Below are 20669 nucleotides of genomic sequence, written 5' to 3'. Positions count from 1 at the left end.
GGAGGGTCACGGCGGCGTGGGTGGGTGGAGACGGTGAGTGGGCCGGGTTCGTGCGCCGGTCACCGTCACCCGGCCGGGTTGGCCGCAGGGGTTACGGGAGGGTGGCTTGGAGGGCTGCGTCCTTGGTCTTGATGAGCTGCTCCAGGTCCCGCTGGTACGTCGCCATCCGGGCGCGCAGGGTCTCGTCGGAGGCGCCGAGGATCCGGACGGCCAGCAGGCCGGCGTTGCGGGCGTTGCCGATCGACACGGTGGCCACCGGAATCCCCGCCGGCATCTGCACGATGGACAGCAACGAGTCCATACCGTCGAGGTGCTTCAACGGCACCGGCACGCCGATCACCGGCAGCGGCGTCACCGAGGCGACCATGCCCGGCAGGGCGGCGGCGCCACCGGCACCGGCGATGATCACCTTGAGCCCCCGGTCGGCGGCGTCGCGACCATAGTCGATCATCGCGACCGGCGTCCGGTGTGCCGAGATGACCCGCACCTCGTAGGACACCTCGAAGTCGTCCAGCACCTCGGCGGCGGCCCGCATCGTGGGCCAGTCCGAGTCGCTACCCATGATCAGTCCGACCGTGGTCACCGGGGTCCTCCTTGGTTCGCGGCCGCCCGGGTCACTCATGCCCCATGCGCAGCCAGCGTGCGGCCCGCGCCGCCCGCGCCCGTACGTCGTCCAGGTCGTCGCCGAGCACCGTGACGTGCCCGATCTTGCGGCCGGGGCGTACCTGCTTGCCGTAGAGGTGCACCTTGGCGCCCGGCTCGGCGGCGAAGAGGTGGTGCAGCCGCTCGTCGATCGACATTCCGCCCGGCTCGCCGCCGAGGACGTTCGCCATCACGACCACCGGCGCGGTCAGCGCGGTGTCACCCATCGGGTAGTCCAGCACCGCCCGCAGGTGCTGCTCGAACTGCGAGGTCCTGGCGCCCTCAATGGTCCAGTGCCCCGAGTTGTGCGGGCGCATGGCCAGCTCGTTGACCACGATCGCCGGCCGGCCCGCGTCGTCGCGCACCTCGAACAGCTCCACGGCCAGCAGGCCGACCACGCCGAGCGCGGTGGCCAGGTCGATGGCGAGCTGCTGAGCGGCGACGGCCAACTCCTCGTCCAGGCCGGGCGCCGGGGCCAGCACCTCGACGTTGATGCCGTCGCGCTGGACCGTCTCGACAACCGGGTACGCGGCCACCTGCCCGAACGGCGAGCGGGCCACCTGCACGGCGAGTTCGCGACGCAGCGGCACCCGCTCCTCGACGATCAGCCGGGTGCCTCCGGCGAGCAGCGTGGTCGCCAGCTCGGTGGCCTGGGTGGCGTCGTCCACCATCCAGACACCCCGACCGTCGTAGCCGCCCCGGGCCGCCTTGAGCACCACCGGCCAGCCGACCTGCTCACCGAAGCCGACCAGGTCGGCGGGCTCGCTGACCGGCCGCCACACCGGGTTGGGAGCGCCCAGCTCGGTGAGGCGTTCCCGCATCACCCGCTTGTCCTGGGCGTGCAGCAACGCGTCCGCCGGCGGGTACAGGGTCACCCCTTCGGCCGCCAGGGTGCGGATGTGCTCGTTGGGCACGTGCTCGTGGTCGAAGGTGACCACGTCACAGCCCTTGGCGAAGGTGCGCAGGGCGGCCAGATCGGTGTGGTCGCCGTACTGGACGTCGGCGGCGACCAGCGCCGCGCCGTCGTCGGGGGCGCTCGCGAGCACACGCAGTGACTGGCCGAGGGCGATCGCGGCCTGGTGGGTCATCCGGGCCAACTGGCCGCCACCCACCATGCCGACAACAGGCAGACCGGTACGGGAATCCATAGCGCGGCCAGCCTATCCGGGCGGCCGCCGTGCCGATCCGCAGGGCCGGTGACCCACCTCGACAACGCCGCGCCGACCGCCCGGTGCGCGGCGCCGGCAACTACCGGGCGCTACAACTCAACCCAGCTCGGCGACCAGGTCCTCGACCGAGGTGACCGGTCGCTGGCAGACGAAACCCCGGCAGACGTACGCGGCGGACCGTCCGTCGACCAGCGGCCGGTCGGCGAGCAGCGGCACCCCGGGCTGGTCCGGGCGACCGGCGACCACCACCGCTCCGGGCGGGGCGTGCCGCCGAGCCGCGGCCACCAGCGGATCGCCGGCCGGGTCGTCGGTCGCCACAGCGATCTCGTACGGCCCGGAGAGCAGCGCCTCGCCGACCATGGCCGCGTACCCGGCGAACCGGGCGTGTCGCCCGACGATCGGCGCCACGGTGGCGAGCGCGGTCTCGGCGGCCTCCCGATAGTGCGTCTCCCCGGTCAGCGCGGCGTACGACACGAGGCCGGCGATCAGCGCCGACCGACCCGACGGGGTGGCGTTGTCGGTCGGATCGGCCGGCCGGGCGACCAGCCGCTCCGCGTCGTCGGCCGTGTCGTAGTACGCGCCCCCGGGCGCGGCGAAGTGCTCCAGCGCGGTGTCCAGCAGTTGACCGGCCAGGCTGAGCCAGCGACCCTCGCCGGTGAGCTGGTGCAGCGCGCAGAACGCCTCGGCCACGCAGCCGTAGTCCTCCAGCACCCCGGCCGGCTCGCCGACCCTGCCGTCGCGCGAGACCCGGCGCAGCCGGCCGTTGACCAGGTGCACGGTGGCCAGGTGCTCGGCGGCGTCGCGCATCGCGCCGTCGGCGACGATGGTGACGCCCTCCATCAGGTTGGCGTCCTCGTCCTGCGGCGACGCGTACAGCGCGGCGACCTGGAGGAACTCGGCGATCGCGGTGATCGCCAGCCCGTTCCAGGCGGCCACCACCTTGTCGTCGCGGGACGGCTGGGGCCGGGTGTCGCGGGCCGCGAGCAACTGCCCGACCACCCGCTGCCAGCGGGCCCGGATCTCGGGCGCGACGTCGTCGACGTCCCGGGCGAGCCGGAGCACGCTCATGCCGTGCTCGAACGTGCCAGCCTCGGTCACCGTGAACAGGTCGGCGGCCCACCGGCCGTCCTCGTCGCCGAGCGCCTCGACGAGCTGCGCCGGCGTCCAGGCGTAGGTGAGCCCCTCGACGCCCTCGGTGTCGGCGTCCAGCGCGGACGCGAACCCCTCCCCCGGCCGGTGCAGCTCGTCGGCGAGAAACCGGGCCGTGTCCCGGGCGACCCGACGGGCCAGCGGGTCGCCGGTCAGCCGCCAGAGCTGCGTGTAGACGCGCAGCAGCAGCGCGTTGTCGTAGAGCATCTTTTCGAAGTGCGGCACCGTCCAGTGCGCGTCCACCGAGTAGCGGGCGAAGCCGCCGGCCAGCTGGTCGTAGATGCCGCCCCGGGCCATCGCCTCGGCGGTGTGCCGGACGATCTCCAGGCTGCGCGGGTCGCCGGTGCGCTGGTGGTGGCGCAGCAGGAAGAGCAGGTTCATGTGCGGCGGGAACTTCGGGGCGCCCCCGAAACCGCCGTTCGTCGCGTCGTACTCACCGGCGAGGTTGGCGGCCGCGGCGTCGAGCAGCGGGGCGTCCAGCGGGGCGGTGGGGCCACCCACGGCCTGTGCGCCGCCGATCGCCTCGACCACGGCGGCACCCTGGCGCAGCACCTCGTCCCGCTGGTCCTTCCAGGCGGTGGTGACCGACTGGAGCAGGCGGGTGAAGTTGGCGCGCGGGAAGTACGTGCCGCAGAAGAACGGGGTGCCGTCCGGGGTGGCGAAGACAGTCATCGGCCAGCCGCCCTGCCCGGTCATCGCCTGGGTGGCGGTCATGTAGACGGCGTCGACGTCGGGGCGCTCCTCACGGTCCACCTTGATCGACACGAAGTTGTCGTTCAGCAGGGCGCCGACCTGCTCGTTCTCGAACGACTCGTGCGCCATGACGTGGCACCAGTGGCAGGCCGCGTAGCCGACCGAGATGAGCACCGGGACGTCCCGTCGCTTCGCCTCGGCGAATGCCTCGTCGCACCAGGGCCACCAGTCGACCGGGTTGTCGGCGTGCTGGAGCAGGTACGGGCTGGTGGCGTCGGCGAGTCGGTTCACCCGACGACCATAACCAGCCATGCCAGAAGAGTGTGAAAAAGTTACCCACGAAGCGCGAGCCGGTCCGGCCTTTCACCTCGCATCATCATTCCGGCCAGCGTATTCCGTGTCTGCGCTGCCAACCGACTCAGCGTGGCGTGTGCCTCGACCTGCGCATCCAACAGCGCGAGAGCACGAGCGATCTCTTGCTGATCCTCAAGGGGCGGAAGCACTACCGGCAGGCCAGCGAGCACTGCCGCGCTCATCGACGGCACAGCCGTACCCCGGGCTCGCCGCCGTACCCACTCCTGCGCCTCGGGCAGCGCGAGGTAGTAGGCGAGATACCGCGACACCACTCGATGAGGACGTACCCTCATCAGGCTGGTGGAGAAAAGCCACCCGTTGCATGCCGACGGAATCCATGCGAGTCGGCCAACCGTGCCGGTTCGGGTAACAACGATGTCGTCCAGAACGACGGTGTAGGGCGCGAGAGCGGCCGCCACATCGGCACGGACGCGGCTGACAGCACCCGGCTGGACCCGCCCGTCATGTAGGTCCTTTGGAGCGATCATGCCTACGCCGTCCGCGCTGCGGTCGTCCGTCTTCACAGCCGCTCCCGAGGGCCCGGACCGAATATCGGCGACATCTCCCAGACTGGACTCCGCCCAGCCTCGGGGTACGACATCCAGCAGGCTCATCCTTCGCTGAACCCCCTCAACATCTTGCGGACGTCGGCATCTGCCTCTTGCGCAGCATCGGTCAATCGAACCAACTCTTTCGCCAGCGTCCAGAAGTCCGCCTCGGAGTCGCGGTCCGGTGCGATCGGGCCAGGCTCCACGTAGCTCGGCGGAAACAACGAGTAGTTCTGTTTGGCAATGGCAGCCGCCGTGGCTGTCGCGCTGAAGCCGGCCCGCGGGACAAACGTGCCGTCCGTCCGGAGGGCCAACCGCCAGCGTCGATACTCCTGGGACACTTCCTCGATGTCCTGCGGCGTCAACTGCCGGCGGGTCCGCGTGGACATGACGCCCAGCTTCTGGGCGTCGATGAAGAGCATCTCACCGCTCTGTCCGGATGGACGTTGCACCAGCCACAGGGTCACCCCGATCGATGTCCCCCGGAAGAGCTGCGTAGGCAGGGCCACCACTGCGGTAAGCGCTCCATCCTCGACAAGAGCTCGCCGGATTTCCCGATCCCGGTGACTGAGGGTGAAGGCGGCACCATTGGGCATGATGACTCCGCCCCGCCCATTCTCGTCGAGCGATTCGACGACGATTTGCAGCCAGTTAAACTCCCGCCTGCGGGAGGGTCCATACCGCCGATGCATCACGTCGGCTTCCGCCAGCGAGCCGAAAGGCGGATTCGATACCACGACGTCGAACCGGTCACTGACAGGCATCGCGGGTGAAGCCGGCTCCGACCTCGACACGAGGGCACTCGCCCCATGCATGGAAAGGTTCATCTCCGCCAGTTCCACGAAAGCTGGTTCGGGGTGCGAACCCCTCACGACAACGGGTACGGCACCGCCCTCTCCAGCCACACGGTTGACCTCGACGAGAAGTTCTCCCGTGCGGCAGAACGGATCGAAACAACGCGAGCCAGCAGTGATCGGACCAACCATCTCCGCTATCAGCCGAGCGGCCGATCGAGGGGTGACAAACTCGTACGACAGGTCGTCGCCGAGCTGGTCGAGCGCGTGCTCGAAGACGGCGAGGAGATCAGACGGCTCCGCGGCCACGCTGTCAAGGAGGTCGATCACGCGACCCAAGGGGCGCAGAGTCGCCGGTGGCGCGTCGACCAACCGCTCGGCAATCCTAGCCGACTCGAACAAGCCAGCGTCTGCGAATACGCCGGCGAACTGATTATTTCGTTGGGCCGGCTGGTTGAGTAGAAGATGGTGCCAGACCACCGGTCGGAAGCGGCGCAGGAATACGAGCGCCAGGACGACGTGCCAAAAAACACCATCGCGGGTCGCCGATCGGTGAAGGTCCGCCGTAAGACCGACGACCTCCCTGACCAGTCGGCAATCCCCTTCGGATGCGGACTCTTCCCTCTGCGCTCCGGGCTGCGCACTTGGTTCCACACGGCAGCCGTATGTACTACCCGGCAGTTCGTCATCCCGGAGCGACTTCATAGGTATTGGACGCCGGGAGAGCCAGGCGACCACCTCGTCTCGTTGGAAAAGTTGTCCGCGAGGCGTTTCGACCGGTCTCGGGAAGTTGGAGTACCGACGCTCCCAGTTGGTGACGGCCGGGCGTTCCACGCCCGCGAGGCGTGCGATGTCAGATCGGGAAACGAGATCTGCGCCGAGGGTGTCCATGCGAGCCTCAGAAGCCCGGCCGCGCTATTCGCGAACGTAAATCTACGCGTCGCATAAGGACCGCCTCGACTCGATCCAGCCCTCGGATCTCCTTTGCCAGCGTGGGATCCATCCTGCCCAACAGGAGATAGAGCTTGCGGTGGTCGGCGGCCAGGTCCCGGTGGTGGATGGGCTCGTAGTGCATGATCCTGTTCCGCAGCAGCCGCATGGTTTCGAACGCCTCGTGCAGTTCAGCCCTTCGGCCGGAGTAATGCGGGAACGCCAGGTGCAGCGTCGGGACCCAGAGCAACCGGTCGTAGGAGGAGCCGCGGTGATTGCTGAGCAGAGAAACCCAGAATCCAAAGCTCAGTTCGGCGACGACATCATCGGCCGTGGGTGGCGTCAGGCCCCTGCGACGGCACTTGAGCGTCGCTTCGGTCACCAGTCGGATGCCGTGATCGGTCAGGGGAACCGACGCCGACGCCCACCAGTCCGATCGACCGAATCGGCGGCAGAGTTGGTCGTGTAGAGCATTCCTGAGCGCAACTTCGAGACAGTGCAGCGGTCCGTAGAAGGCAGCAGATACCTCGATGTTCCACCAGTAGAGCCCCACCGCTTCATCCGGATCCTGCCCGCTCTCCGTCAGGTACGGGTTCAGTCGCGGGACGGAGAACGCTCGGCGAATCCAGTCCGGCAGGTCGTCGGCGCTCATGCTCAGTCACTCCGTCCGAACGGGTTACCTGCGTGGGTTGGCGTGGTACCGTGAAGGACGTAAGCCCCGGGTCCGCCTCTGCTCTGCATGCCGCCCGGGGCACGGCTTTGTCCGGGCAGGAGTGCCTGGCCCTAGCGATGCAGGGCGGTGCGGCCAGCGCTCCCCAGGTGCAGTAGGACTTACCGCCCCGGTGTCCGGTTCTGCAAGCGCACTCCGCTACGCAATTCCTGTTAACCCCCGGCTTTCCTCGTCAGGAGGCGCCGTCGGCGCGTAGCCGGAAGACGTTCGACTCGGCCGAGTCGCGCAGCGACCCGAGCACCGCGCCGATCTTGTCCGCCGGCATCGGCTTGAAGAAGTGGTAGCCCTGCGCCGACGTGCAGCCCAGCTCGGCCAGGGCCAGCCGCTGCTCGGCCGTCTCCACACCCTCGGCGACCACCCGCAGCCCCAGCTCGTGGGCGAGCCCGACGGTGGTCCGGACGATCGCCGCGGCCTCCGGCGAGTCGGTCATCCGGATCACGAACGAGCGGTCCACCTTCAACTCGTCCACGGCGATCCGGGTGAGGAAGGTCAACGAGGAGAAGCCGGTGCCGAAGTCGTCCACCGCGAGCTGCACACCCATCGACCGGAGCGTGGCGAGCACCTCGTCGATGATCTCCAGCTCGCTCATCACCACCGTCTCGGTGATCTCCAGGACCAGCCGGTGCGGCGGCACCTGATGTCGGCGCAGCGCGTCGGCGATCTCCGCCGGCAGGCGCGGGTCGAGCAGACTGCGCGCGGAGAGGTTGACCGAGATCGGGACGTCCAGCCCCTCGCGGGCCCAGCCGGCGGCCACGCCGAGCGCCTTGTCGAGCACGTAGCGGGTGAAGGTGCCGAGCTGCTCGCTGTTTTCCACCGGGCGGATGAAGTCGGCCGGGTTCAGCCAGCCACGGCGGGGGTGCTGCCAGCGGATCAGCGCCTCCACCCCGGTGGGCGCGCCGGTGGCCAGGTCGACCGCCGGCTGCAACGCCAGCACCAACTGGTCGTCGACCTTCAGCGCCTCGCGCAGCTCGGCCAGCAGTGCCAACTGGTCGGTGCTGGCCGCGTCCCGGGTGCTGTCGTACGCGGCGACGCTGCCGCCGCCCTCCTTGGCCTGGTACATCGCGATGTCCGCGCGGCGCAGCAGCTCGGTCAGGTCGGCGGTGCCGGCGTCGGCGACCACCACCCCGACGGAGACCTCGATGGACATCCGCACCCCGGCCACCTCGGTCGGTGCTGCCAGCCGCTCGGCGATCTCGCGAGCCTGCCGCAGCGCGTGCGCCATCGGCGCGGCCCGGTCGCCGAGCACGGGGACCGAGGTGAGCAGCAGCGCGAACTCGTCGCCGCCGAGCCGGCCGAGCAGGTCACCGGGGCGGGCCAGCGCGCTGAGCCGGTTGGCGGTCAGCCGCAGCAACTGGTCGCCGGCCGCGTGCCCGAGGGTGTCGTTGACTTCCTTGAACTGGTTGATGTCCAGCAGCAGCAGCGCAACCGGGTGGTCGTGGGCGAGCTGCCGCAGCGACTGGTCGCCCTTGCCGAGCATCGCCGTACGGTTCGCCAGCCCGGTGAGCGGGTCGTGCACCGCCTCGTACGACGATCGGGCGGTGACCAGCCGCAGCTCGCGATGGGTCGCGGCGTCGTGCAGGGCGGCGGCGAGCGCGTCGCCGAAGGCCGCCACCGCGTCCCGTTCCCGGGTCGCTGGTGGAGCGGAGCGCGGGAACCGGACCCGTAGCTGGCCGACCGGCGCGGTGCCCACCGACAGGGGACGGACCAACTCGTACTCGTCGGGCTCCGACCGGTCCGGAGGGCTCACCTCCCGGTCGAGCAGCTGACCGCCGGCGTCTCCCCGGTAGCGACGCCACCTGCCGTCGGCCCGGGCCACGTCGACGTCGACCAACTCGGCGTTGAACAGCGCCAGCGCGCCGGTCACCGCCGCGCTGGCCACGCCCCGCTCGTCGAGCTGGTTGAGGGCCGCGGTGGCCTCGGCGAAGGCACGCCACGTTCGGCGTTCCTGGTCCGCGCGCAGCCGGTAGCGGTAGGTCTGTTGCAGCAGCCAGAGCAATGGCGGGAGCAGCAGCAACCAGCGCGGATCCAGTTCCAGCAGCGCGACCACGACCAGGCCGACCGCCACGTTGCCCACGAACATCAGCAGCTTGCCGCGCAGCGCGGCGAGCAGCGGCGGCCCGATGGGCAGCCCGTGCCGCAGACCCAGCGTCACGCCACCGAGCCACGCGGTCACCAGGAGGTAGGTCACCGAACCGGCGATCACGGCCAGCGCCAGCATCGGCGTCGGCGAGGCGAGCAGCGGATGCCCCAGGGCGGTGGTCACGGTCACGGCCAGCGCCGACGCGGCAGTCAGCGACGCGGCGATCCGGACGATCTCCAGCGGCGGGCGACGGTCGCTGTGCAGCGACAGCGCCGTCCAGGCCAGCCCGGTGCCGAGCAGGGTGGCCGACGGCAGCCAGCCGGCCGGCGCGAGGTAGAGGCAGACGATCAGGGCGGCCTCGCCCCAGGTGATGCTGACCATGCCGGCGGAGGTGCGGAAGCGAAGCCGGGCGAGTTGGGCCACGGCGAGGACGGCGACGGCGATGCCGAAGCGGGCCGGAGCACCAAGAGGATCATCCGACGGCAGCCCGGCCGGAAGGGTCAGACCGACCACGGCGGCGGCCAGAGCCGTCACCGTCACCGCAGCCGTCAGCACGAGCAGCCGGGCTGGCATGCCGTGCACCCCGAGACGGTCGAACGGGTCGCCGCCCGTGCCGGAGGTCATCGACCTCCCCCGTCAGCCGACCGACCGACGGTACGGCGGGCGGCCGGTGCTGTGACGGTCATCGGCGCCCCCTTCCGCGCACGGCTCGGGGACTTTTGGTCCCCCCGGCGGAAGGCTAAGCCAAACCGGGTGGTCGCAACAGGGGTCCACCACCCGGTTCGGCGTGAATCATGCGCGGACTACCCGTTCCGCTGCTGCTGGTGCCCATTGGGAGCGCGCGTGGATGAATCATGCGCGCTGGTCCCGTCTGTCGGATCGACGACTGAAGCGTCGGCCCTGGTCGCATCGGTCGGCCGCCCCTGCTGGGGAAACCGGTCGGGCAGACGCCGCAGCCGGGCGTTCATGTTACGGATCAGCAGGATGGTCGCGGCGGACAGCAGCAGGATGAGGAAGAGGCCCATCGGTCCGGCCAGACCACCCGTGCGGGTGTCACCGAAGTTGTTCTCCGCGAGCACCTGGGCAGCGGTCAGCATGGCGTTCCTCCGTTGTGCGACTGCCTACCAGGGTAGCCCCGGCCGGAATCAACCCGCGTGCGCCGTCTCCCGCACTCCGGCGAAGAGGTCGGACTCGGGCAGCGGGCTGTCCACCACGGTGCGCGCCAGCTCGAAATCCTCCGTCGGCCAGGCACGCTGCTGCAGCTCCATGGGCACGTGGAACCAGAAGCCGTCCGGGTCGACCTGGGTGGCGTGGGCGCGCAGCGCGTCGTCCCGGACGGGGAAGTATTCGGCGCAGTCCACCCGGGTGGTGATGCGGGGGCCCTTGTCCGGGCGCTCGTCCCAGCGCTTGAGCCAATCCTCGTACGGCGACTCGGCGCCGGTGGCGAGCATGGCCTCGTGCAGGGCCATGATCCTGGCCTTGGAGAAACCGATGTCGTAGTAGAGCTTCAGCGGCTGCCAGGGGGCACCCAGCTCCGGGTAGCGCTCCGGGTCGCCGGCGGCCTCGAACGCGGCCACGCTCACCTTGTGGCACATGATGTGGTCGGGGTGCGGGTAGCCACCCTCCTCGTCGTACGTGGTCACCACGTGCGGACGGAACTCACGCATCAGGCGCACCAGCGGGCCGGCCGCCACCTCGACGTCCTGGAGCGCGAAGCAGCCCTCGGGCAGCGGCGGCAGCGGGTCACCCTCGGGCAGGCCGGAGTCGACGAACCCGAGCCAGGCCTGGTCGACGCCGAGGATCGCCCGCGCGGCGTCCATCTCGGCGCGCCGGATCTCCGCGATGTTGGCCCAGACGTCGGGCCGGTCGAGCTTGGGGTTGAGCACGCTGCCGCGCTCACCACCGGTGCACGTCACCACCAGCACGTCCACCCCCTGGGCGACGTACTTCGCCATCGTCGCCGCACCCTTGCTCGACTCGTCGTCCGGGTGCGCGTGGACGGCCATGAGACGCAGCTGCTCTGCCAACTTCGGCGCTCCTCGTCTGTGCCGGCCGGTGGACCCGACCGGGCTCGACCGGCTGACCTGCCGGGACCCTCCTCGCCCCGCTGCCGGTCGGCACCGCGGGGCCCGACCTGCCATTCCTGCCGTTTGGCCGGGCTGGGAGGATGGACTTCTGCCATTCTTGCCGATGCCGCCGACAACAACGCCAGGAGATACCCGCCGGTGACCGAGACGCACGCCACAATTTCACCGGGCGCGCCGGTTTTCCCCGCCGGCCGCTACGGTCGCCGCCGGGCGCCCGGCGGGGGCCGCCGCCGTACGCTGCTGGCCGCGCTGGTCCTCCTGGTGCTGGTGACGGTGCTGAGCCTGATCTCGCTGCGGCTCTACCGGCAGTACGGCGACCCGGTCTACGACGCTCAGGTGATCACGTACACCGACATCACGGACAGCCAGGTGGTCGTCGACTTCCGGGTGACCGTGCCGTCGGGCGGCTCGGCGGTCTGTGTGCTGCGCGCCCGGGACCGCGCCGGCGTCGAGGTGGCCCGCGAAGAGGTCACGGTGAGCGCCGCACCCGGCGACCGGCACGTCACCACCCGGCACCGTCTGAGCACCTCCGCCCGACCGTTCATCGGCGAGGTGCTGCGCTGCCGGCCTCCTGCCTGAGCTGCGCAGACGTCACTCCGCAACGCCTGCGGTCAACCCGTCGCGGCGCGTCGACCGCGAGTGCCGGAGGCGGACACCGGCGGTGATCGCCGCCACGCTGTGTCGTACCGCACTGGTAACTTGGTAGTTCACCTGTCAGCCAGCCACGCACAACTGAGGAGAACGCCTGTGTCCACTGGCAACGAGGCGCCCGCCACCTGGCTGTCCCAGGACGCGTACGACCGCCTCCAGGCCGAGCTCGACGAGCACATCGCCAACCGGCCGGCGATCGCAGCCGAGATCAACGCTCGGCGCGAGGAGGGTGACCTGCGCGAGAACGGCGGCTACCACGCCGCCCGCGAGGAGCAGGGCAAGGCCGAGGGTCGCATCCGCTACCTGCAGGAACTGCTGCGCACCGCCAAGGTCGGCGAGGCCCCGACGGCCGACGCGGTGTCGCCCGGCATGGTCGTGACGATCTACTTCGACGACGACGCCGACGACACCGAGACCTTCCTGCTCGGCTCACGGGAGATCGCCGCCACCACCGACCTCACCGTCTACAGCCCCGAGTCGGCGCTCGGTAAGGCGATCCTGGGTGGCCGCTCCGGGCAGACCTGCACCTACACGGCCCCGAGTGGCGCCGACATCAAGGTGACCGTGGTCAGTTTCGAGCCGTTCTCCGGCTGAGCGTCACGCGGCTCTGCGCCGCGGTCGCCGAGCGGCCTTTCACGGCACCGGGCACCTGAGCGCCGTCTGACGTGTGCCGCCGCCGAGGCGTGACACCCACCCGTGTCACGCCTCGGCGGCGAAGACCACCTGGTAACCACTGGCCCGCAAGGCGCTGATCAGCGTGTCGGAGTGCTCCACACCACGGGTCTCCACCGACAGCGCCACCTCCACCTCCCCGAGGCCCAGGTGCGGATTGGCCCGCTGGTGTTCCACGTCCACCACGTTGGCCCGGTGCTCGGCGATCTGGCTGAGCAGCGACGCGAGTTGCCCCGGCCGGTCCGAGCAGCGCACGGTCACCCGCAGGTAGCGACCCGCGGCGGCCAGCCCGTGCTCGATCACCCGCATCATCAGCAGGGGGTCGATGTTGCCGCCGGAGAGCACCGCGACCACGGGTGTCTCCACCTCCACCACGCCGGCCAGGAGCGCGGCCACGCCGACCGCCCCGGCCGGCTCGACGACCTGCTTGCCCCGCTCCAACAGCATCAGCAGGGCCCGGGAGATGTCCTCCTCGGTCACCGTGACGATCTCGTCGACGAGCTTGCGGACATGGTTGAACGTGATCTCCCCCGGTCGCCCGACCGCGATGCCGTCCGCGATGGTGGCGAAGGCGGGCAGCCGGACCGGTTCCCCGGCCACCAGGGAGGGCGGGAAGGCCGCCGCGCCGGCCGCCTGCACGCCGATGATGCGGACGTCGGGCCGCAGTGCCTTGGCGGCCACCGCCATGCCCGAGATCAGGCCGCCGCCGCCCACCCCGGTGATGATCGTCCGCACGTCCGGGCACTGTTCGAGGATCTCCAACGCCACCGTGCCCTGCCCGGCGATCACGTCCCGGTGGTCGAACGGGTGGATGAGCACCGCGCCGGTGCGCTCGGCGTACGTCTGCGCCGCCACCAGCGACTCGTCGACCGTGTTGCCGGCCAGCTCGACCTGCGCGCCGTACCCCTTGGTGGCGGCGACCTTCGGCAGCGGCGCGTTGACCGGCATGAAGACCGTCGCGTGCGTGCCGACCAGCCCGGCGGCGAGAGCCACTCCCTGGGCGTGGTTACCGGCGCTCGCCGCGACCACGCCGCGTTCGCGCTCGGCCGCCGACAGCCGGGAGATCCGCACGTACGCGCCGCGCACCTTGTACGAGCCGGCGCGCTGCACGTTCTCGCACTTGAGCCAGGTCGGTCCGCCCAGTGCCGCGCTCAGTGGCCGGCAGGGCTCCAGCGGGGTGGTCCGGACGACGTCGGCGAGCAGTTTCCGCGCAGCCCGTACGTCGTCGAGGCCGACCAGTTCCGTCATGCCCCCGATCGTGCCATCCGGCCCCGGCGTCCCCTGCGGCGACACCGGGTTGATCCACTCGACATCCCCGATGTCGCGGTATCAACCGCGCCCGGACACCGCCACATCAGCGATCCCGAGTGGATCACGGTGTCGGCGCGGCCTCCGGTGCGGCAGGGCCCGCGGGGGCCGCCGGGGCCGCGGCAGGACCCGCCGGGGCCGCGGCAGGAGCCTCTGGCGGGGCAGGGGCCGCCGGGGTCGCCATCGTCGGAGCCGGACCGGCCGAGGGCGGAGCGGACGCGGGCCACACCGGCGCCGCCGGCCACACCGGCGCCCCCGGCCAGACCGGGGCGGTAGGCCACACCGGGGCGGCGCGGGCGATCCGGGCCTCCTGCGCGGCGGAGATCCGGTGGATCAGCAGGATCAGCGTCACCGCGGCGATTGCGCAGCCCAGCGCGGGCAGCGTGTTGCGGAGCAGGGAGTCCCGGTAGTAGTCGACGTACGCCTGGTAGCCGGCGTCGGTGAACGGGGTCTCCGGCAGCCGGTTGTACGCCTCCTCGTCCACGCGGCTGCGCACCCGATCGCCGACGCTGAACACCAGCCAGGCGCACCACCAGACGACCACGAGGGTCGGGGTGAACCGCCGCCAGAGGCTGTCCCGCGCCACGCCCGCCACCACCCGGGCCGGCACCACGAAGTTCGCGAAGGGCACCAGCCAGCCGGCGATCGCCCAGCCGGCCCCCAGCGTCGGCAGGGCGCCGGGGAAGGCGTCGGTGTTCTTCCGCGCCCGCCACGTCCAGATGATCACCAGTACGGCGGCGGTGAGGTGCGCCACCACCATGGGCAGCGACAGCAGCCCTCCGACGATCGCCGCGCCGAGCAGCAGGTCCACGTCGTCGTTGGCCCTGGCCTGCCGGGCCATCGCCATCCCGATCAGCGGGGACAGCGCCACCACCAGGTAGAGCAGGGCGGTCGCGCCGACGGCGATGTTCGCCGCCAGGCCGATCCCGCGTACGCGGTAGGTCGGCAGACCCGGCGTGACGGCGGGCTGGCCCAGCGGCGTGTAGCAGCGCTGGCAGTCGTTGTGCTCGGGGGACGTGGGGTCCCCGCAGGTCTGGCAGCGCATTGGTGTCCCCCGGGTCCGCGCGACGTTGCGCGCACACGGTAGACGATCATGCGGCGGCCGGCGACCCCGTTCCGACGAGGGGATAACCGGGGGCGTGACGCGACCACGGGGCGGCCATCTCGAACTGACCGGCCACGCCGAGCAGCAGCAGTTCCGAGCCGGGCGGGCCGACGATCTGCACGGCGACCGGCAGGCCGTCGGGCCGGCGGCCCACCGGCACCACGATCGCCGGCAGGCCGGCGATGTTCCACGGTGCGGCGTACGGGGCGTACCGGATGTTGGCCGACATGTTCGCCCGCCAGGACCGCTCGGACCAGCGCCCGGCCTCCGGCGGCGCGCTGGCCAGCGCGGGGGTGAGCAGCAGGTCGACCGAGTGGTCGGTGAAGAAGTCGACCGACCGCTGCCGCCAGGCGGCCCGGTCAGCCTCCCGCACGTAGCCGCGACGCTGCGCCCACTCGCCCAGCGCGACGTGCCGCCGGGTACGCCGTTGCAGGCCACGCCGGTCCAACCCGGAAGCCCGGACGTCGGTGGCGGCGGCGGCGAACCAGGTGGCGATGCCCTGCAGGCCCAGGGCCGTGGGGTAGACCGGATCGGCCGGCACCGTGTCGTGCCCGGCGGCGGCGAGAAGCCGACCGGCGGCGGCGACCGCGTCCCGGTTGGGCGCGTCCGCTGCGACGCCGCGCACCGGGGAGCGCAGCGAGACGCCCACCCGCAGCCGCTGCGGCGGGACCAGCTTCTCGGGACGCCGACCGGCGAGCACCGAGAAGCCGACCGCCGCGTCGGCGACCGTGCTGGTCAGCATGCCGTGCTCGGTGAGGCCGAACCAGTCGTCCGCGCCGAGCTGGCAGGGGACCACGCCTCGGCCGGGCTTGAGCCCGACCAGGCCGCAACAGGCCGCGGGAATCCGGATCGAGCCGAGACCGTCGTTGCCGTGCGCGATCGGCACCAGCCCGGCGGCCACCGCGGCGGCGGCGCCGCCGGAGGAGCCGCCGGGGGTACGCGTGTTGTCCCACGGGTTGCGGGTCACCGCGCTGTCGTCGTCGGTGAGTGCCCACAGCCCCAGCTCCGGCATCCGGGTGACTCCGAGAATCACCGCGCCCGCGCCGCGCAGCCGACGCACCACCTCGTGGTCGGCCTCCGCGACGTCGGTCCGCACGGCTGCCGACCCGTTCCAGGTGGGCAGGCCGGCGACCGGGGTGTTCTCCTTGACCGCCACCGGCACCCCGGCCAGGGGGAGGTTGGCCAGGTCCTCCTGCTCGTCGACCTTCTCGGCCTCGGTGATCGCCTCGCCGCCGCGAACGGCGCGGAAAGCCGCCAGCTCGCGGTCGGCCGAGGCGATGTACTCCAGGTGGTCGGCGACGACCTGGGTGGCCGAGACGTCACCCCTGCGTACGCCCCGGGCGATCTGCTTGGCGGTCGCCCCGACCCAGGTCGACATGATGTCCTGCACGGCCATCCTCCCCAGCGGTCAGCCCAGCGCCTGCTCCAGATCGGCGAGCAGGTCGTCGACCGTCTCGATGCCGACAGACAGTCGCACGAGATCGCCGGGAACTTCAAGCGGCGAGCCGGCAGCACTTGCGTGTGTCATCCGGCCCGGGTGCTCGATCAGGGATTCCACGCCGCCGAGCGACTCGGCGAGCACGAAGAGCTTCGTGCGGTTGCAGATCTCCACGGCGTGGTCCTCACCGCCGGAGGCGCGGAACGAGATCATGCCGCCGAACCGACGCATCTGCTTCGCGGCCACCTCGTGACCAGGGTGCGAGGGCAGCCCGGGGTAGATCACCTCGGCCACCTGGGCGTGCCCGTCCAGGTACGCGGCGAGCCGCTCGGCGTTGTCGCAGTGCCGGTCCATGCGTACCCCGAGGGTCTTGATGCCGCGCAGGGTGAGCCAGGCGTCGAACGGGCCGTTGATCGCGCCCATCGCGTTCTGGTGGTAGCGCAGCTCCTCGCCGAGCCCGGCGTCGGCGACGACGAGCGCGCCACCGACCACGTCGGAGTGCCCACCGATGTACTTGGTGGTGGAGTGCACCACCACGTCCGCGCCGAAGGCGATCGGCTGCTGGAGGTACGGCGAGGCGAAGGTGTTGTCGACAACCAGCAGCGCGCCCGCGTCGTGCGCCACGGCGGCCAGGGCGGCGATGTCGGCGATGCCGAGCAGCGGGTTCGTCGGCGTCTCCACCCAGACGATCTTCGTCCGACCGGGCTGCACGGCGGCCCGGACCGCGGCCGCGTCGGAGACCTTGGCGGGGGTGAACTCCAGGCCCCAGCGCTGGGCCACCCGGGCGAAGAGCCGGTAGGTGCCGCCGTACGCGTCGTCCGGGATGATCACGTGGTCGCCCGGCTGGCAGACGGCCCGCAGCAGGGTGTCCTCCGCGGCCAGGCCGCTGGCGAAGGCGAGGCCCACCGGCCCGCCCTCCAGCGCGGCCAGGCACTCCTGCAGGGCGTCACGGGTCGGGTTGCCGGAGCGGCTGTACTCGTAGCCGAGCCGGGGCGCGCCGACGGCGTCCTGGGCGTACGTGCTGGTCTGGTAGATCGGCGGGATCACCGCGCCGGTGCGGGCCTCAGGGTCCTGACCGGCGTGAATGGCGAGCGTCTCGAAGCCGTGACTCATTCTGGTGAGGCTAGTGCCCCCGTCCGGCGGGCTGGAACGGAACCCGCGCTCCGGGTGGGGACGGGCCTGTCCGGCCCGGCCCCCACGTGCCGGCCAGGGGGCGGCGGGCCGGTCAGCCGGCGACATAGCCTGGGGCGATGAGCGGGTGCGTCTTCTGCGGGATCGTGTCGGGTGACGTGCCGGCGTTCCGGGTCGCCGACGAGGCGGACGGGGTGGCATTTCTGGACACCCGGCCCGTGTTCAAGGGGCACGTGCTGGTGGTGCCCCGGGCGCACCTGGTGACCCTGGCCGAGCTTCCGGCCGACCTGCTGCCCGGCTACTTCGCGCTGGTCCAGCGGCTGGCGGTGGCGGTGGAGGCCGCTCTGGGGGCGGGTGGGACGTTCGTGGCGGTGAACAACAAGGTGTCCCAATCCGTCCCGCACCTGCACACCCACGTGGTGCCGCGAACCAAGGGCGACGGGCTGCGGGGTTTCTTCTGGCCGCGCACCCGGTACGCCGACGACACCGACGCACAGACCTACGCCGACCGGATCGCCGCCGGCCTGGGTGGCGGGGCCTGAGTCACAGTGGCACGGGTAAGGAAGAAAGACCCACCGGTGTTACACGCTGGGAGAGGTACGAGAGGAGTCCCACCGTGTTCCTGCGCCGTATGAACGCCGAGATGATTTCGCCCGAGCAGGCCCTGCCGGGCCGGCCGATCGCCATGCCGGTCGCCGACCGCCACGAGGTGCTGGGCACCCCGCTGAAGGGCCCGTTCCCAGAGGGTCTCCAGGTCGCCGTCTTCGGCATGGGCTGTTTCTGGGGTGCCGAGCGGCTGTTCTGGACGCTGCCCGGCGTCTACACCACCTCCGCCGGCTACGCGGGCGGCATCACCAAGAACCCGACGTACGAGGAGACGTGCTCCGGCCGGACCGGGCACGCCGAGGTCGTCCAGGTGGTGTACGACCCCAGCAAGATCACGTATGAGGACCTGCTGAAGGTCTTCTGGGAGAACCACGACCCGACCCAGGGCATGCGCCAGGGCAACGACGTGGGCACCCAGTACCGGTCGGCGATCTACACGACCAATGACGAGCAGCGGGCCATCGCGGAGTCGTCCCGGGACGCCTTCCAGCCGATCGTGAGCCGGGCCGGCAAGGGTGAGATCACCACCGAGATCGCCCCGCTCGGCAGCTACTACTTCGCCGAGGACTACCACCAGCAGTACCTCGCCCCGACCAAGAACCCGAACGGGTACTGCAACCACGGCCCGAACGGGCTGAGCTGCCCGGTCGGCGTGGCGCGTACCGCTGGCTGACCCACCTGCTTGAGCGCGATGCCCGGCCGCCGACGAGGTGGCCGGGCATTCCCGTCTGGCCCTGTGATCGAAATCCGTTGCCGCGCCCGGCGAGAACTCGATAACGTGGCCGTACACGTGAAAGGAGGTGGTCCAGACTTGTATAGCAATCGGACTCGTGAGGTGGCTGTCAGCTAGCCGCTGTCCTCGACAGTGATCCGTCCGCCGCGAGGCGGGCAACCAGTACGACCGTCGAGACCGTGTGGCAGCGGTGCGGCGAATCCACGACAGCCACCCGACCCCCGGGGTGCCGGCCAAGTCCAGCCGGCCCGCGCGACAGCGCGGAGCGCCCCGGGGGTCGCTCCATATCTGTGGGAGATCAGCGTGTCGATGCGCGAGCTGGTGATTCTCGGGACGGCCAGCCAGGCCCCCACCCGGCAGCGCAACCACAACGGGTACGTGCTGCGCTGGGACGACGAGGTGATCCTCTTCGACCCGGGCGAGGGCAGCCAGCGGCAGCTCCTGCACACCACGGTCACCGCGACCGACCTGACCCGGATCTGCGTCACGCACTTCCACGGCGACCACTGCCTCGGCCTGCCCGGCACCATCCAGCGACTCTCGCTGGACCGGGTGTCGCATCCGGTCGCCGTGCATTTCCCGGCGGGCGGCGCCGAGTACTTCGCCCGACTGCGGCACGCCACCTCCTTCTACGAGACCGCCGAGCTGGCGGTCACCCCGATCGAGACCGACGGTCAACGGATCGCCCTGAGCTGCGGCACGCTGGAGGCCCGCCGGCTGCGGCACCCGATCGAGACGTACGGCTATCGGCTGGTCGAGCCGGACGGCTGCCGGATGCTGCCGGAGAAGCTGGCCGCGTACGGCATCGCCGGTCCGGCCGTCGGCGCGCTGATCCGCGTCGGGCACCTGGACCTCGACGGTCGTCGCGTCACCCGCGACGAGGTGAGCGTGCCCCGGCCGGGGCAGCGGTTCGCCTTCGTGATGGACACCGGCCTGTGCGACGGGGTGTACGCCCTGGCCGAGCACGCCGACCTGCTGGTCATCGAGTCGACCTTCCTGGAGTCGGAGGCCGCGCTCGCCGCCGAGGTCGGCCACCTGACCGCGGCGCAGGCCGCGCGGGTGGCGACCGAATCGGGGGTACGCACGCTGGTGCTCACGCACTTCTCGCAGCGTTACCCCGACCCCCGCCGGTTCTTCGACGAGGCCCGCGGGCATTTCGACGGCGACCTGGTCATCGCCGAGGATCTGACCACCGTGCAGGTCCCGCCGCGCCGGGTAGCCTCGGCCGGATGACCGTCACGCTCCGCCCCGCCACCGACGACGACCTGATGGGGATCGGCGCCCTGCACCAACGCTCCCGGGTGGCCGCTTACTCGTCGTTCCTGCCGGCGGAGGCGCTGGCCGAGCCGACCGGGGAGGCGATGGGACGGTACTGGACCGAGCGGTGGGCCTGGGAGCGCGACAACCACCGGCTGACCGTGGCGGAACGCGTCGGCGTGCTGGTCGGCTTCAGCTACGTGGGCCCGGACGACGAGGACGACCCGGCGACCGGACTGCTCAACGCGATCCACCTGGACCCGGCCGAGCAGGGGCGGGGCACCGGCCGCGCGTTGATGGTGGACGCTTTGGACGCCATGCGGGCGCGGGGCTGGCAGCGGGCGGTGCTCTGGGTGCTCCGCGACAACGCCCACGCCCGCGCCTTCTACGAGCGCGGCGGCTGGACCCCGACGGGAGCGGAACGCGAGGAACACATGGGCACCGCCCCCGCGCCCCAGCTCCGCTACACCCGCCCCCTCTGACGCCCTGCTGCCCGACGATCGTGCGTTTCGTGGGGCGCTCGCCCACGTGCGGTTCGTGCGGCGTCCACCCCGCCCCGCCCTGCCTCACGGCCTTTGCTCTGCTTCAACAT

At 71.3% G+C, this 20669-nt stretch carries 19 protein-coding genes; 6 read left to right on the top strand and 13 right to left on the bottom strand.

All coding sequences use genetic code 11. The features are described 5' to 3' along the window. Positions 1–91 precede the first annotated feature (91 nt). The 9 genes from purE to mca form a co-directional block, all read right to left on the bottom strand. The gene (purE, locus tag ACFYPR_RS07400; protein WP_355063003.1) at positions 92–583 is read right to left on the bottom strand and encodes a 5-(carboxyamino)imidazole ribonucleotide mutase; all 492 of its coding nucleotides are present in this window, start codon (positions 581–583) and stop codon (positions 92–94) included. A gap of 31 nt (positions 584–614) precedes the next feature. Next, on the bottom strand, positions 615–1790 hold the full coding sequence (locus ACFYPR_RS07395; protein WP_354854214.1) for a 5-(carboxyamino)imidazole ribonucleotide synthase: 1176 nt from the start codon (positions 1788–1790) through the stop codon (positions 615–617). Positions 1791–1907: 117 nt separating this feature from the next. Then, on the bottom strand, positions 1908–3944 hold the full coding sequence (locus tag ACFYPR_RS07390; RefSeq protein ID WP_387258953.1) for a thioredoxin domain-containing protein: 2037 nt from the start codon (positions 3942–3944) through the stop codon (positions 1908–1910). Positions 3945–3985: 41 nt separating this feature from the next. Then, positions 3986–4621 carry a restriction endonuclease subunit S gene (locus ACFYPR_RS07385; RefSeq protein WP_354854210.1) on the bottom strand — a complete coding sequence of 212 codons (636 nt, stop codon included), beginning with the start codon at positions 4619–4621 and terminating at the stop codon, positions 3986–3988. After that, complete coding sequence (locus ACFYPR_RS07380) at positions 4618–5679, bottom strand: class I SAM-dependent DNA methyltransferase (RefSeq protein ID WP_387178542.1); 1062 nt, start codon at positions 5677–5679, stop codon at positions 4618–4620. Before ACFYPR_RS07380 ends, ACFYPR_RS07385 begins: the two co-directional genes overlap by 4 nt. Positions 5680–6247: 568 nt before the next feature. Next, positions 6248–6931, bottom strand: coding sequence for a hypothetical protein (locus ACFYPR_RS07375; protein WP_387258951.1), 684 nt, complete (start codon positions 6929–6931; stop codon positions 6248–6250). Between the two features lie 250 nt (positions 6932–7181). Further along, positions 7182–9662 (bottom strand): bifunctional diguanylate cyclase/phosphodiesterase, encoded by a 2481-nt coding sequence (locus ACFYPR_RS07370; RefSeq protein WP_354854309.1) that lies wholly within the window; start codon positions 9660–9662, stop codon positions 7182–7184. 230 nt (positions 9663–9892) lie between these two features. Next, on the bottom strand, positions 9893–10186 hold the full coding sequence (locus ACFYPR_RS07365; RefSeq protein WP_354854204.1) for a hypothetical protein: 294 nt from the start codon (positions 10184–10186) through the stop codon (positions 9893–9895). A 48-nt stretch (positions 10187–10234) separates the two neighbouring features. Then, positions 10235–11116, bottom strand: a complete 882-nt coding sequence (gene mca / locus ACFYPR_RS07360) for a mycothiol conjugate amidase Mca (RefSeq protein ID WP_354854202.1) — start codon at positions 11114–11116, stop codon at positions 10235–10237. Positions 11117–11314: 198 nt separating this feature from the next. Here mca and ACFYPR_RS07355 point away from each other — a divergent pair, with 198 nt between their 5' ends. After that, the gene (locus ACFYPR_RS07355) at positions 11315–11755 is read left to right on the top strand and encodes a DUF4307 domain-containing protein (protein ID WP_355062995.1); all 441 of its coding nucleotides are present in this window, start codon (positions 11315–11317) and stop codon (positions 11753–11755) included. A gap of 168 nt (positions 11756–11923) precedes the next feature. Next, positions 11924–12421 (top strand): transcription elongation factor GreA, encoded by a 498-nt coding sequence (gene greA / locus ACFYPR_RS07350; RefSeq protein WP_354854199.1) that lies wholly within the window; start codon positions 11924–11926, stop codon positions 12419–12421. A 105-nt stretch (positions 12422–12526) separates the two neighbouring features. On the opposite strand, the gene ilvA is transcribed toward greA, so the two are convergent. The 4 genes from ilvA to ACFYPR_RS07330 form a co-directional block, all read right to left on the bottom strand. Continuing rightward, positions 12527–13747 (bottom strand): threonine ammonia-lyase, encoded by a 1221-nt coding sequence (gene ilvA, locus ACFYPR_RS07345; protein WP_354854197.1) that lies wholly within the window; start codon positions 13745–13747, stop codon positions 12527–12529. Between the two features lie 124 nt (positions 13748–13871). Beyond that, on the bottom strand, positions 13872–14852 hold the full coding sequence (locus ACFYPR_RS07340) for a DUF4328 domain-containing protein (RefSeq protein ID WP_387258949.1): 981 nt from the start codon (positions 14850–14852) through the stop codon (positions 13872–13874). 46 nt (positions 14853–14898) lie between these two features. Then, positions 14899–16308, bottom strand: a complete 1410-nt coding sequence (locus ACFYPR_RS07335) for an amidase (protein ID WP_387178531.1) — start codon at positions 16306–16308, stop codon at positions 14899–14901. A 12-nt stretch (positions 16309–16320) separates the two neighbouring features. Next, positions 16321–17463 carry a cystathionine gamma-synthase gene (locus ACFYPR_RS07330; protein WP_354854192.1) on the bottom strand — a complete coding sequence of 381 codons (1143 nt, stop codon included), beginning with the start codon at positions 17461–17463 and terminating at the stop codon, positions 16321–16323. A gap of 137 nt (positions 17464–17600) precedes the next feature. Between ACFYPR_RS07330 and ACFYPR_RS07325 the strand changes: the two genes are divergently transcribed. The 4 genes from ACFYPR_RS07325 (at position 17601) to ACFYPR_RS07310 (ending at position 20559) form a co-directional block, all read left to right on the top strand. After that, positions 17601–18023, top strand: a complete 423-nt coding sequence (locus ACFYPR_RS07325; RefSeq protein ID WP_354854190.1) for an HIT family protein — start codon at positions 17601–17603, stop codon at positions 18021–18023. Between the two features lie 74 nt (positions 18024–18097). Then, positions 18098–18760: a peptide-methionine (S)-S-oxide reductase MsrA gene (gene msrA / locus ACFYPR_RS07320; protein WP_354854188.1), complete on the top strand. Its 663-nt coding sequence runs from the start codon at positions 18098–18100 to the stop codon at positions 18758–18760. Positions 18761–19123: 363 nt separating this feature from the next. Further along, entirely contained in the window at positions 19124–20053 is a 930-nt protein-coding gene (locus ACFYPR_RS07315; RefSeq protein ID WP_387258947.1) for a ribonuclease Z, read from the top strand. Continuing rightward, positions 20050–20559, top strand: coding sequence for a GNAT family N-acetyltransferase (locus ACFYPR_RS07310; protein WP_355132859.1), 510 nt, complete (start codon positions 20050–20052; stop codon positions 20557–20559). Before ACFYPR_RS07315 ends, ACFYPR_RS07310 begins: the two co-directional genes overlap by 4 nt. Positions 20560–20669: the final 110 nt, after the last annotated feature.

It is taken from the genome of Micromonospora sp. NPDC005254 (assembly GCF_042872525.1).
Classification (GTDB): domain Bacteria; phylum Actinomycetota; class Actinomycetes; order Mycobacteriales; family Micromonosporaceae; genus Micromonospora.
Note: the sequence above shows the minus strand (reverse complement) of the source record. Positions and strands in the feature narration are given on the sequence as shown.

Excerpts from the sequence above, each read along its gene's own strand:
- ACFYPR_RS07395 (WP_354854214.1), bottom strand. The coding sequence starts at position 1,790 with ATGGATTCCCGTACCGGTCTGCCTGTTGTCGGCATGGTGGGTGGCGGC.
- ACFYPR_RS07385 (WP_354854210.1), bottom strand. The coding sequence starts at position 4,621 with ATGAGCCTGCTGGATGTCGTACCCCGAGGCTGGGCGGAGTCCAGTCTG.
- ACFYPR_RS07375 (WP_387258951.1), bottom strand. The coding sequence starts at position 6,931 with ATGAGCGCCGACGACCTGCCGGACTGGATTCGCCGAGCGTTCTCCGTC.
- ACFYPR_RS07370 (WP_354854309.1), bottom strand. The coding sequence starts at position 9,662 with ATGCCAGCCCGGCTGCTCGTGCTGACGGCTGCGGTGACGGTGACGGCT.
- ACFYPR_RS07365 (WP_354854204.1), bottom strand. The coding sequence starts at position 10,186 with ATGCTGACCGCTGCCCAGGTGCTCGCGGAGAACAACTTCGGTGACACC.
- ilvA (WP_354854197.1), bottom strand. The coding sequence starts at position 13,747 with ATGACGGAACTGGTCGGCCTCGACGACGTACGGGCTGCGCGGAAACTG.
- ACFYPR_RS07340 (WP_387258949.1), bottom strand. The coding sequence starts at position 14,852 with ATGCGCTGCCAGACCTGCGGGGACCCCACGTCCCCCGAGCACAACGAC.
- ACFYPR_RS07335 (WP_387178531.1), bottom strand. The coding sequence starts at position 16,308 with ATGGCCGTGCAGGACATCATGTCGACCTGGGTCGGGGCGACCGCCAAG.
- ACFYPR_RS07330 (WP_354854192.1), bottom strand. The coding sequence starts at position 17,463 with ATGAGTCACGGCTTCGAGACGCTCGCCATTCACGCCGGTCAGGACCCT.
- ACFYPR_RS07325 (WP_354854190.1), top strand. The coding sequence starts at position 17,601 with ATGAGCGGGTGCGTCTTCTGCGGGATCGTGTCGGGTGACGTGCCGGCG.
- ACFYPR_RS07310 (WP_355132859.1), top strand. The coding sequence starts at position 20,050 with ATGACCGTCACGCTCCGCCCCGCCACCGACGACGACCTGATGGGGATC.